This window comes from Clostridiales bacterium, assembly GCA_017569285.1.
In the GTDB taxonomy this organism is placed as follows: domain Bacteria; phylum Bacillota; class Clostridia; order Christensenellales; family Aristaeellaceae; genus Aristaeella.
The window spans coordinates 747,498-759,663 of record CP069419.1; the positions used below are offsets into that span (position 1 = coordinate 747,498).

General features: G+C 59.2%; 9 protein-coding genes. 3 read left to right on the forward strand and 6 right to left on the reverse strand.

The features are described from left to right. From JNO48_03235 to JNO48_03245, 3 genes are all read left to right on the forward strand, one after another. Entirely contained in the window at nucleotides 1–1,236 is a 1,236-nt protein-coding gene (locus tag JNO48_03235) for a phenylacetate--CoA ligase (GenBank protein QTE68938.1), read from the forward strand. A gap of 164 nt (nucleotides 1,237–1,400) precedes the next feature. After that, the gene (locus JNO48_03240; protein QTE68939.1) at nucleotides 1,401–2,075 is read left to right on the forward strand and encodes a response regulator transcription factor; all 675 of its coding nucleotides are present in this window, start codon (nucleotides 1,401–1,403) and stop codon (nucleotides 2,073–2,075) included. Then, nucleotides 2,072–3,388 carry a HAMP domain-containing histidine kinase gene (locus JNO48_03245; protein QTE68940.1) on the forward strand — a complete coding sequence of 439 codons (1,317 nt, stop codon included), beginning with the start codon at nucleotides 2,072–2,074 and terminating at the stop codon, nucleotides 3,386–3,388. The genes JNO48_03240 and JNO48_03245 overlap by 4 nt, the downstream gene beginning before the upstream one ends. Before the next feature lie 62 nt (nucleotides 3,389–3,450). Here the strand turns inward: JNO48_03245 and JNO48_03250 are convergent, their stop codons facing one another. The 6 genes from JNO48_03250 to JNO48_03275 all read right to left on the reverse strand — a co-directional run bounded on the left by JNO48_03250 (nucleotide 3,451) and on the right by JNO48_03275 (nucleotide 12,140). Further along, entirely contained in the window at nucleotides 3,451–3,858 is a 408-nt protein-coding gene (locus JNO48_03250) for an ATP-binding protein (GenBank protein ID QTE68941.1), read from the reverse strand. A gap of 229 nt (nucleotides 3,859–4,087) precedes the next feature. Continuing rightward, entirely contained in the window at nucleotides 4,088–6,673 is a 2,586-nt protein-coding gene (gene gyrA / locus JNO48_03255; GenBank protein QTE68942.1) for a DNA gyrase subunit A, read from the reverse strand. Next, complete coding sequence (gene gyrB / locus JNO48_03260; protein QTE68943.1) at nucleotides 6,666–8,636, reverse strand: DNA topoisomerase (ATP-hydrolyzing) subunit B; 1,971 nt, start codon at nucleotides 8,634–8,636, stop codon at nucleotides 6,666–6,668. Before gyrB ends, gyrA begins: the two co-directional genes overlap by 8 nt. 284 nt (nucleotides 8,637–8,920) lie before the next feature. Continuing rightward, nucleotides 8,921–10,330, reverse strand: a complete 1,410-nt coding sequence (gene uxaC, locus JNO48_03265) for a glucuronate isomerase (protein QTE68944.1) — start codon at nucleotides 10,328–10,330, stop codon at nucleotides 8,921–8,923. A gap of 67 nt (nucleotides 10,331–10,397) precedes the next feature. Beyond that, the gene (locus tag JNO48_03270) at nucleotides 10,398–11,495 is read right to left on the reverse strand and encodes a sugar kinase (GenBank protein QTE68945.1); all 1,098 of its coding nucleotides are present in this window, start codon (nucleotides 11,493–11,495) and stop codon (nucleotides 10,398–10,400) included. Between the two features lie 6 nt (nucleotides 11,496–11,501). Further along, nucleotides 11,502–12,140: a bifunctional 4-hydroxy-2-oxoglutarate aldolase/2-dehydro-3-deoxy-phosphogluconate aldolase gene (locus JNO48_03275; GenBank protein ID QTE68946.1), complete on the reverse strand. Its 639-nt coding sequence runs from the start codon at nucleotides 12,138–12,140 to the stop codon at nucleotides 11,502–11,504. Nucleotides 12,141–12,166: the final 26 nt, after the last annotated feature.

Genomic DNA, 12,166 nt, shown 5'->3' on the forward strand with positions numbered 1-12,166 from the left:
ATGCGTATTTCCGAATCCCAACTGCAGCTGGTCAACAGGCAGATTTCAGCACTGCGCGCTGCAAAGAATTTCTACGGCCGCAAGCTGGAAGATGCCGGCATCACCGGCGTCTCCTCCCCAGAGGAGTTCGAAGCCCTGCCCTTCTCCGAGAAGAATGACCTGCGGGAAGCTTATCCCCTCGGCCTGATGACCGCGCCGGAGGATCAGATCGTCCGCATCCATTCCTCCTCGGGTACCACCGGCCTTCCCGTCATCATTCCCTACACCGCGAAGGACGTGGAAGACTGGGCCATCATGTTTGCCCGCTGCTATGAGTACGCCGGCATCACGAACATGGACCGCATCCAGATTACACCCGGTTACGGTCTCTGGACGGCCGGCATCGGCTTCCAGGCCGGTGCGGAGCGTCTCGGCGCCATGGTCATCCCGATGGGCCCCGGCAACACGGAGAAGCAGCTGCAGATGATGCAGGACATGGGCTCCACCGTGCTCTGCTCCACCTCCTCCTATGCGCTGCTCCTCTCCGAGGAAATTGAGAAGCGCGGCCTGAAGGACAAGATCCACCTGAAGAAAGGTGTCATCGGGTCCGAACGCTGGAGTGAGAAAATGCGCACCCGCATTGCGGAGTCCCTGGGGATCGAACTGTACGATATCTACGGCCTCACGGAAATCTACGGCCCCGGCATCGGCATCAACTGCAAATACAATACCGGCATGCACTACTGGGATGACTACCTCTACATCGAGATCATCGATCCGCATACCCTGAAGCCCGTTCCGGACGGGGAAATGGGTGAGATCGTCATCACCACCCTGGTCAAGGAAGGGGCGCCGCTCATCCGTTACCGCACCCATGACCTGTCCCGCATCATCCCCGGCGAATGCCCCTGCGGCAGCAAACATCCCCGCCTGGATACCATCATGGGCCGCACCGACGATATGATGAAGATCAAGGGCGTCAACGTCTTCCCGAGCCAGATCGAGGAAATCCTCCAGTCCTTCCCGGAGGCTTCCAGCGAATACCAGATCCGGATCTCCCACCTGGACGGCAAGGATACCATGCGGATCTATGTCGAAACCAACGGCTCCGTGGATTTCCAGGACCTGGCCAACCGTATCGCCGCAAAGGTCAAGAGCGTCATCGGCTTCACCCCGATCGTCAAGGTCGTGGAAAACGGCCTGCTTCCCCGCAGTGAAAAGAAAACCAAGCGCGTCATCGACGAGCGGTACGACTGACCGCCGTCTCCCGCGTTTTAGGTTCATTTTAAAAACCTCCCTTACAATCATCCTGTCGGATGCGGTAAGGGAGGATTTTTTCTCTGCGGCAGAGAAAGAATTCCATAAAAAAGAACCCTGCCTGTGTGTTGCTGTGAAATCGCCCGATCGGGCCGGAGGTATGGATGAGGCTGTTGTTTGCGGAGGATGACCGGGACCTGTCCGCGGCGGTCAAAGCGCTGCTGGAACGGTCCGGCTATGTGGTGGATGCCGTTTTCGACGGCGCCGAGGCGGTGGATTACGCCGCCTCGGAGAACTATGACGGTATTATCATGGACTGGATGATGCCTGAGATGGACGGAGTGGAAGCCCTGAAGAGGATCCGCGCCTCCGGGAGCAATGTGCCCTGTATGCTGCTCACCGCCCGGGACGCTTTTGAAGACCGGATTGCGGGGCTGGATGCCGGGGCGGATGATTACCTGCCGAAGCCCTTCAATGCCGGCGAACTGATGGCCCGTGTCCGGGCCATGCTGCGGCGCCGGGAAAACTATGTGCCGGATACCCTCCGCTTTGAGGATCTTACACTGGACAAAGGCAGCTGCGAACTTTCCTGCGGCAGCCGTTCCGTCCACCTGACCGGGAAATCATACCAGCTCATGGAGCTTTTCATGGAAAACCCGCGTCTCCTTTTCTCCGTCCAGCAGCTCATGGATAAGGTCTGGGGCTGGGATGCTGAGGCGGAAATCAATGTCGTATGGGTCAACATCTCCCAGCTGCGCAAAAAGCTGGCTGAGCTCGGTTCCGGAACAGAAATCCGGGTTCACCGCGGAACAGGCTACTCACTGGAGAAGAAATCATGATCAGGCAATTGCAGAAACGGTTTATCCGGATCGCCGTCCTGGCCCTTACCGTGGCTATGGTGCTGGTGGTCTGCATCGTCAACCTGGCCAACTGGATCAGCGTGCGTGCCGAACTGGATGACACGCTGGCTTCATTGTCCGCAAATACGCTTCCCTCAGCTTCCGTTCCGTCAGAAAGTCCCTTTCCGGATCTTCCGGCTCCCGGTTCAGGGACGGAAAACCGTCTCAATTCCCGGCGGGATCCCGGTTTCCGGAATGAATGGGACGGTTTTCGCAGCCGGCATGCACGTAACATGGCCAGTGAGACCAACTGGTTTACTGCCTGGCTGGATTCCGGGAATATAATTGCCGGTATGAACCTGGAAAACATGCCCGTCCTGGATGAAGAAAGCGCTGCAGACCTGGTCTGCCAGGCGCTGGCTGCCGGAACGGACAACGGTTATATCGGAGACTACCTGTTCCGGGTGCAGGATCTGGAAAACCGCTCCCGCGTGATCATCATGGACTGTGAAACCCGCCTGGCATCCGTGCGGACCCTTGCGCTCATCTCCGGGATCGCCTGCCTGGGCGGAATCCTGCTGGCCCTGGTCATCGTGATCCTTGCCAGCCGGAAAGCGGTTGAGCCCACCATCCGGAACATGGAACAGCAGAAGGAATTCATCACCAACGCCAGCCATGAGCTGAAAACCCCGCTCACAGTCATCTCCACCAATATGGAGCTGCTGAATATGGAAAACCCGGACAATCCCTGGGTCCACAGCACACAGAAACAGACTTCCGCCCTGCGCCGCCTGGTGGATGAGCTGGTTTACCTTTCCCGCATGGAGGAGGAGCATCCGGCCCTGACGATGGAAACGGTGGCAATCGGATCTCTGCTGGAGGAGACCGCTGAGCCCTTCACCGCCATGGCGGAATTCAACGGGAAGGAAATGACCGTCCGGGCCGATCCGTCCCTGAATGTTACCGGCGACCGGGCTTCCCTGCAGCGGCTGCTCTCCACCCTGTGCGACAACGCAGTCAAGTATGCTTCGGAAAACGGCTCCATCCTGGCCGAAGCTTTCCGGGACGGCCGGAATGCCATACTGCGCGTCTCCAACACAGTGGAAACGCCCCTCACGAAGGAGCAGTGTGATCAGCTGTTCCTCCGCTTCTACCGGGCGGATCCTTCCCGCAGCAAGGAAAAGCAGTCCGGCTTCGGCATTGGGCTGTCCATTGCGGCCGCCATCGCGGAGAAACACGGCGGAACCATCCGCGCCGCCATGGAGGATTCCCGCCTGGTCCTCACCTGTACCCTCCCCCGGGAAAAAGCATAACAGAAATGCAGCAAAAAACGGTGCGCCTTGCCGGCGCACCGTTTTTCATTTCCCCTGTGCTGTCAGATCAGCTTATGGATGGTCAGGATATTCTTTCCGTTCCGGTATTCATATTCCATCCCGTCCATCGTTTTCCGGACCAGGTGGATGCCCAGTCCGCCGATGCTGCGCCGCTCCAGCGGCACATGCGTATCGGGAGTGCTCCGCTCCAGCGGGTTGAACGGGACGCCGCTGTCCGTGAAGGTGATGCTGACTTCCTTGGCCGCTTCGTCATAGGCAAAGGCAACCGCGGCCTCTCCGCTTTTCGGGGTATAGGCATACCGGGCAATATTGCTGAACAGCTCGTCCACCGCCACGTCAATCTGCATCTGGGCGCGGAGGGGGCACGCGACCTTCTCCAGCTGTTCCTCAATAAACGCAATCACCTGGGGAATATTCCCGATTTCCGCCTTCAGGGTTATTTCCTTCATGCCCGCCGCCTCCCGGTTCCTGGTGAATGGTTGATTCAGCGGGCGGTGCCTGCCCCGGATTTACAGGTTTCGCGCCGCGCCCGCAAGGATTCTCTTTGTCATGCTGCTTCTGTTTCTGCATTCAGTATAAGGCTTCCGCCCATAATTGTCCAGCACAGAAAAAGAGGCACTCCGTCAGGAGTGCCTCTTGGTTCGTCGTATCTCCGGTTTTTCGGCCGGTTTTTGGGGCTTATTCCGGATCTGCCGGGGTTTCACCTGTTACAGGCTGTTCCGTGGCCGGGGCGCCTTCTGCAGCCGTTTCCGGCGTTTTTTCGGCAGCTGCCTCTTCCGTGGTTTCCATCGCTTCGTCATTTTCGTCTGGCGTTTCATCTTCCTTTTCCGCGCGGCACACGCCGACCACGGTGCTGCCCTCGCTCAGGCGCATGATCCGCACGCCCTGCGTGGTCCGGCCGCAGACGCGGATATCCGCAGCCCGGGCCCGGATGATCGTGCCGTCGTCTGTAATCAGCAGGATATCCTCTTCCTCGTGCACAAACAGCAGCGCAGTCAGGTCACCGGTCTTTTCCGTCAGGTTGATCGCGCGGACACCCTTGCCGTTCCGGCCCTGTTCGCGGTATTCATCCGGATCGGTCCGTTTTCCGTAGCCGAGGGATGTGATTGCCAGCACGGTGGTGTCCGGTTCCACGGCGGCGATGTCGATCACCTCGTCATCCTCCGCCAGGCGGATGGACCGCACGCCGATGGAGTTCCGGCCCAGGTTGCGCACATGGCGCTCATTGAAGCGGATGGACATACCCTTCCGGGTCGCCAGCAGCATCTCGTCATCGCCCGTGCTCAGCCGTACGCCGATCAGCTCGTCGCCTTCCTTCAGGGCAATCGCGATCAGGCCATTCTTCCGCAGGTTGCGGAATTCGTCCAGCGCGGTTTTCTTGATCATACCGCCGCGCGTGGCCATTACCAGGTTGTACTCCCGCTCCGCCTCCCGGGGCATCGGCAGCATGGTGGAAATCTTCTCCCCGGCCGCGATCTGCAGCAGGTTGATGATCGCCGTTCCGCGGGCCTGCCGTCCGGCTTCCGGAATCTGGTAGCACTTCAGGCTGAATACGCGTCCGGTATTGGTAAAGAACATGATCTCCTGGTGCGTGCTGGTCACGAACATCTGGGTTGTGTAGTCGGTGTCCTTCACGTTCATGCCGCTCACGCCGCGTCCGCCGCGGTGCTGGGCCCGGTATACGGAGGAGGAAACCCGCTTCACATACCCTTCATGGGTCATGGTGACCACCATGTTCTCTTCCTGGATCAGGTCCTCAATATCGATATCATCCTCGGCGATCGTCAGCTCGCTCCGGCGCTCATCGCCGAATTTGTCGCGAATCTCGCTGATCTCGTTCTTGATCACGTCCATCAGCAGGTGTTCATCTCCCAGGATCGCGGTCAGCCGCTCAATCGTCTTTTCCAGCTCCTGGTATTCCTCCAGCAGGCGCTCGCGCTCCAGGCCGGTCAGGCGGGCCAGGCGCATGTCCAGGATTGCCTGGGCCTGCTTCTCGGAAAACTCGAACCGCAGCATCAGGGCTTCCTTGGCGGTGGCGGTATCCTTGCTGGCGCGGATGATGGCCACGATTTCATCAATGTGGTCCAGTGCCTTCAGCAGGCCTTCCAGGATATGGGCCCGGCTCTGCGCTTTGTTCAGTTCAAACCGGGTCCGCCGGGTCACCACGTCCTTCTGGTGCTCCAGGTAATAGTAGATCATCTCCCGCAGGTTCAGCACCTGCGGCTTGCCATTCACCAGGGCCAGCATGTTGGCGCCGAAGTTTTCCTGCATGGGGGTGTGCTTGTACAGCATGTTCAGCACCACCTGGGGCTGGACATCCCGCTTCAGTTCCACCACAATCCGCATGCCCTGGCGGTCATTGGATTCGTCCCGGATATCGCTGATGCCTTCGATCTTCTTCTCGTGCACCAGGTCGGCGATTTTCTTCACCAGGACGGATTTGTTCACCTGGTAGGGAATTTCGGTTACGATGATCCGGCTGCGGCCGCCGCCCATGTCTTCCACATTGGTGCGGGCCCGCATGGTGATCCGGCCGTGTCCGGTCTGGTAGGCTTCCCGGATACCGGTCCGCCCGATGATCAGGCCGCCGGTCGGGAAATCCGGTCCCTTGATGTGCTGCATCAGGTCTTCCACCGTGCAGTCCGGATTGTCGATCATGCAGATCACACCGTTGATGACTTCCGTCAGGTTATGCGGCGGAATGTTGGTAGCCATACCGACGGCGATACCGTTGGAGCCGTTCACCAGCAGGTTCGGGAAGCGTGCCGGCAGCACGGAGGGCTGCTGCAGCGTTTCATCGAAGTTGGGATAGAAATCAACGGTATCCTTGTCGATGCCGTCCAGCAGGAACATCGTCAGCTTCTGCAGCCGCGCCTCAGTATAACGCATCGCAGCGGCGCCGTCGCCGTCCACGCTGCCGAAGTTACCCTGGCCTTCCACCAGCGGATAGCGGATGTTGAAGGGCTGGGCCATACGCACCATCGCGTCGTACACGGAGGAGTCGCCGTGGGGGTGGAATTTACCGAGTACGTCGCCGACCACACGGGCGCTCTTGCGGGTGGGTTTATCCGGCGTCATGCCCAGTTCCTCGGACATGTCGTACAGGATTCTCCGGTGAACCGGCTTCAGGCCGTCCCGGACGTCCGGGAGGGCACGGTCCACGATAACGGCCATGGCGTAGGAGATGAAGCTTTTTTTCATCTCCTGTTCCAGATTTACGGGTATCAGCTTATCCTGAATCATCTTCTTATCCTCATCACACATCAAGATCTTTTACAAGGTCGCTGTTTTCCTGGATGAACTGCTTCCGCGGTTCCACGTCGTCTCCCATCAGCAGCGTAAACAGCCGGTCCGCTTCCATGGCGTCATCCGGGGTGATCTGCATCATCATGCGGGTCTCCGGGTTCATGGTCGTATCCCACAGCTGCTGGGCGCTCATTTCGCCCAGGCCTTTGTAGCGCTGGATTTCCGGTTTCGGTTCCCGGCCAATCTCATCCAGCACCCGGTTCAGTTCATCGTCATCGTAGACGTACCGTTCCGTCTTGCCCTTGCTCACCTTGTAGAGCGGCGGCATCGCGGCGTATACATATCCCTTTTCAACCAGCGGCCGCATGAATCGGTAGAAGAATGTCAGCAGCAGGATCCGGATGTGCGCGCCGTCCACGTCCGCGTCTGTCATGCAGACGATGCGGTGGTACCGCAGCTTGCTCTCGTCGAACTGGTCGCCGAAGCCGCATCCGAACGCTGTGATCATCGCGCGGATTTCCGCGTTTTCCAGTGCCCGGTCCAGCCGGACCTTTTCCACGTTCAGGATTTTGCCGCGCAGGGGCAGGATCGCCTGGGTCTTGCTGTCACGTCCGCCCTTGGCGCTTCCGCCTGCGGAGTCACCCTCCACCATGAAGATTTCGCACTTGCTGGGATCCCGTTCCGAACAGTCTGCCAGTTTTCCGGGCAAAGAGGCACTTTCCAGCACGGTCTTGCGCCGGGTGGCCTCCCGTGCCTTCCGGGCCGCTTCCCGCGCCCTCTGGGCGTCTACACAGCGGCTGACGATGGCTTTCGCCACGGTGGGGTTCTCCTCCAGGTAGGTACTCAGCTCTTCACTGACCAGGCTGTCCACCACACCGCGGACCTGGCCGGAGCCGAGCTTGGACTTGGTCTGGCTTTCAAACTGCGGATCCTCCATCTTGATGGAGATGATCGCCGTCAGGCTTTCCCGCACATCCTCGCCCTTCAGGTTCGGTTCGCTGTCCTTCAGGATTTTGTACCGCCGGCCGTAATCGTTGATGGCCCGCGTCACCGCCGTATTGAAACCGGCCAGGTGTGTGCCGCCGTCCGGCGTGGCGATATTGTTGGCGAAGGAATACACATTCTCGGCATAGCTGTCGTTGTACTGCATCGCCATTTCCACGAGGATACCGTCCTTGACACCTTCCGTGTAGATCGGTTCCGGGAACAGCACCTGCTTGTGCTGGTTCAGGAATTTCACAAACTCGCGCAGGCCGCCCTCGAAGCAGAAGTCATGCTCCTTCGGGGTCTCGCCGCGTTCGTCCCGGAATACGATGCGCACACCCTTGTTCAGGAAGGCCATCTCCCGCAGCCGGTTCCGCAGGGTCTCATACTCGTACTGGACGCCCACCTCGAAGATGCCTTCGGGATTTTCGTCGCTCTTGATATCCGGCCAGAACTGGATGGTCGTCCCGGTCCGTTCGGTAGTGCCGATCACCCGCAGGTCGTACAGGTACTTTCCGCGCTCGTACTCCTGCTCGTAGATCTGCCCGTTCTGGTATACCGTCACCTTGAAGTGCCGGCTCAGCGCGTTGACCACGGAGGCGCCCACGCCGTGGAGGCCGCCGGATACCTTGTATCCCCCGCCGCCGAATTTACCGCCGGCATGCAGTACCGTCAGGCACACTTCAACGGCCGGACGGCCCATTTTCGGGTGTAAACCCACCGGGAAGCCGCGCCCGTCGTCCATAACAGTCACGCTGCCGTCCTGGTTGATTGTCACGTTAATCTGCTTGCAGTAGCCTGCCAGCGCCTCGTCCACGGAGTTGTCCACGATCTCGTACACCAGGTGGTGAAGGCCGCGCGCGTCCGTGGAGCCGATGTACATACCCGGGCGTTTCCGGACCGCTTCCAGTCCTTCCAGCACCTGGATCTGCTCCTCGCCGTACTCCTGCGTAACCGCTGTAATTTCTTCCGGATTCAGTTCCAATTCCTCTGCCATGCTGCACCTCATTATCTGCTCTCGTGTCTTCCCGGAAAAGCACGCCGGAAAAGGCGTTTTTCCCGTCTCTTGCGGAAGCCGCTCAACCCTTGAAAAATCAAGCGTTCCGAATCAATTTATTATACCACTTTTTCGTACAGATTGGAAGCATTTTTTCAAAATTTTCCTTCCTATATTTATGTACAGTCAATCCCGGACAACAGAAAAAGCCGCCCGGAACCGGGCGGCCTGTGCGGACGGGTTTCATCCGCTGTGATCCGTGGCTTCCGCCTGTGCGGATGCCCTTATTTCGTTTTGAAGCCGAAGTAATTCTTCGCGTTTTCGTAGCTGATGCCGCGGACAATCTCCTTCAGCGTGTCATAATCTTCGGGATAGAATCCTTCCTCCACCCATTCGCCGAAAATACGGCACAGAATGCGCCGGAAGTACTCATGCCGGGGATAACTCAGGAAGGAGCGGCTGTCGGTCAGCATGCCCACAAATCCGGCCAGGTAGCCCAGGTTTCCGAGGGACTTCAGCTGTTCCGTCATTCCGTCGAAGTGGTCGTTGAACCACCAGGCGGAACCGTGCTGGATCCGGCCCACCGCGGTATCGTTCTGGAAGCATCCCAGGATCGTGTCGATGGCCGCGTTGTCGTTGGTGTTCAGGCTGTACAGGATCGTTTTCGGCAGCTTTCCGGCATCCTCCAGTGCCCCGAGGAACGCGGCAGTCTGGGTGGAAGGCGCGGTGTTGTCCACGCAGTCAAAGCCCGTATCCGGGCCCATTTTCCGGAATGTCACCGGGTTGTTGTCCCGGCGGCAGCCGTAGTGCAGCTGGCTCACCCAGTTCCGGTCAAAATATTCACCGGACAGGAACATCATGCACGCGGTTTTGAATTCGGCTTCCGTCTGCGCGTCCGGCAGCTTTCCGGCCATGCGGGCGGCAAAGATCTCCTCCACCCGTTCTTCCGCTGCCGGGGCATACATGACGTAGTTCAGCCCGTGGTCGCTCAGCTTGCAGCCGTGCGCCTCAAAATGATCCAGCCGGCTATGCAGGGCCTTTTTCAGGTCGGCAAAGGTGCGGATTTCGATGCCCGCTGCCTTGCCCAGCTGGGCGATATAATCCGTCCAGGTCTCCTTTTCCAGGTTCATCGCCTTGTCCGGGCGCCATGCCGGCAGCACCGTCACCGGGAAGGAATTGTCCGCCGCCAGCTTCTCATGGTATTCCAGGCTGTCCACCGGGTCGTCCGTCGTGCAGATCACCGCGACGTTGCTCATGCGGATCAGTCCGCGGGCGGAATATCCTTCACTCCGCAGTTTCGCATTCGCAATTTCCCATACTTCGGGCGCGGTTTTCTCGTTCAGGATGCCTTCATACCCGAAGAACCGGCGCAGTTCCAGGTGGCTCCAGTGGTACAGCGGGTTGCCGACCGCCCGGCCCAGCACGGTGGCGTATTTCAGGAATTTCTCATAGTCCGGGGCATCGCCGGTGATGTACTTTTCGGACACTCCCGCGGAACGCATCAGGCGCCACTTGTAGTGGTCGCCCCCAAGCCACACCTGGGTGATATTGTCATACCGGATATCTTCCCAGATTTCCTTCGGGCTCAGGTGGCAGTGATAGTCGATGATCGGGCAGGCTTCTGCCGCTTCATGGAACAGTTTCTTCGCGGCTTCCGTATTCAGCAGGAAATCCTTGGTCAGAAAATCTTTCATGGTTCCTTCCTTCCGCTGCCCGGTACTACCGGGCAGCCTGAAAATATGTTTGTGCGGCGGGGGCGGATTACCGCTTCACCCGGGCGCTGCCGTTCTTGATGATGGATTCCACTTCTTCCTTGCTGGCCATGCTGGTATCGCCGGGGGTGGTCATCGCCAGCGCACCGTGGGCGGCGCCGTAATTGACCGCCTGTTCCGGATCGCCGGTCGTCATCAGGCCGTAGATCAGTCCGGAGGCAAAGGAATCGCCGCCGCCGACACGGTCCAGGATTTCCAGGTTGTCAAATGCTTTGGACATATGGACTTCTCCGTCCGCCCAGCAGATCGCCTTCCAGTCGTTTACGGTCGCGGTTTTCACCGTGCGCAGCGTGGTGGCAATGGCCTTGAAGTTGGGATACTGCTTCGCCGCTTCCGCGATCATCTTGTAGTATCCGTCCAGGTTCAGTTCCTTCAGGTTCTCGTCGTTTCCTTCGACCTGGAGTCCCAGGCAGGCGGTGAAGTCCTCTTCGTTGCCGATCATCACATCCACGTACTTCGCGACTTCCCGGTTGACCTCCCGTGCTTTTTCCAGGCCGCCGATGGCGGACCACATGGAAGGCCGGTAATTCAGGTCATAGGAGACCAGCGTCCCGTATTTCTTTGCGGCCTTGCAGGCGGCAATCACGGTCTCGCAGCTCTGCTCGCTCAGCGCGGCATAGATACCGCCCGTATGCAGCCAGCGGACGCCCAGCTTGCCGAACACATATTCAAAATCAAAATCTTCCGGAGTTGCCTTGGAGATGGCGGTGTTGGCCCGGTCGGAGCAGCCCACGGCGCCCCGGATGCCGAATCCGCGTTCCGTAAAGTTCAGGCCGTTCCGGCAGATCCGGCCGATACCGTCTGTCTTTTTCCAGCAGATCAGGCTCGTGTCCACGCCGCCCTGCTCGATCAGGTCCTTCAGCAGCTTGCCGACTTCGTTGTCCGCAAACGCGGTCAGCACGCCGGTTTTCAGGCCGAAACACTTGTGCAGGCCCCGGACCACATTGTATTCGCCGCCGCCTTCCCAGGCTTTGAATTCCCGCGCGGTGCGGATCCGGCCCTCGCCGGGGTCCAGCCGAAGCATGATTTCACCCAGGGACACAGCGTCATAACGGCATTCTTCAGCAGGTCTCAGATTCAGATTCATTTTCCATTACCCCCTGATTTCTTTCACGATGCCGGCAGCTTCCCGCACCAGCGTCTCAATTTCGTCAAACTTGCCTTCCTTCACCAGGGAACCGGACACCATCCAGCTGCCGCCGCAGGCGACAATCCGGTTGTATGCCAGGTAATCCCGCACATTGGCTGCGCTGATTCCGCCGGTCGGCATAAAGTTCACGCCCACATACGGAGCCGCCAGTGCCTTGATCATCTTCAGGCCGCCGGAGGGTTCCGCCGGGAAGAATTTCAGCACGTCCAGGTCAAACTGCAGCGCGGCTTCGATTTCCGTGGGGGTGCATACGCCGGGTGTCATCGGAACGCCCTTTTTCAGCACATGCTCCGTTACTTTGGGATTGAAACCCGGGCTGACGATAAACTTTGCGCCGGCATCGATGGCCCGGTCCGCCTGCTCGCAGGTCAGCACGGTCCCCGCGCCGATAATCATATCCGGGAACGCTTTCGCCATCTGCCGGATGGATTCCTCCGCCGCCGCGGTCCGGAAAGTCACCTCTGCGCAGGGCAGTCCGCCTTTCACCAGGCGCTCCGCCAGGGGCAGTGCGTCCTCCGCCCGGTCCAGTACCACCACCGGTACAATGCCCAGCTTCTGCAGTTGCTTCATCATTTCAGTCATCCTGGTTTCCTCCCATATCTTCAGTA

What these genes read in the sequence shown, in the direction of transcription:
- gyrA (QTE68942.1), bottom strand. Translation starts at nt 6,673, where the DNA reads ATGTGTGATGAGGATAAGAAGATGATTCAGGATAAGCTGATACCCGTA.
- JNO48_03275 (QTE68946.1), bottom strand. Translation starts at nt 12,140, where the DNA reads ATGACTGAAATGATGAAGCAACTGCAGAAGCTGGGCATTGTACCGGTG.
- gyrB (QTE68943.1), bottom strand. Translation starts at nt 8,636, where the DNA reads ATGGCAGAGGAATTGGAACTGAATCCGGAAGAAATTACAGCGGTTACG.
- JNO48_03240 (QTE68939.1), top strand. Translation starts at nt 1,401, where the DNA reads ATGAGGCTGTTGTTTGCGGAGGATGACCGGGACCTGTCCGCGGCGGTC.
- JNO48_03245 (QTE68940.1), top strand. Translation starts at nt 2,072, where the DNA reads ATGATCAGGCAATTGCAGAAACGGTTTATCCGGATCGCCGTCCTGGCC.
- JNO48_03235 (QTE68938.1), top strand. Translation starts at nt 1, where the DNA reads ATGCGTATTTCCGAATCCCAACTGCAGCTGGTCAACAGGCAGATTTCA.
- JNO48_03250 (QTE68941.1), bottom strand. Translation starts at nt 3,858, where the DNA reads ATGAAGGAAATAACCCTGAAGGCGGAAATCGGGAATATTCCCCAGGTG.
- uxaC (QTE68944.1), bottom strand. Translation starts at nt 10,330, where the DNA reads ATGAAAGATTTTCTGACCAAGGATTTCCTGCTGAATACGGAAGCCGCG.
- JNO48_03270 (QTE68945.1), bottom strand. Translation starts at nt 11,495, where the DNA reads ATGAATCTGAATCTGAGACCTGCTGAAGAATGCCGTTATGACGCTGTG.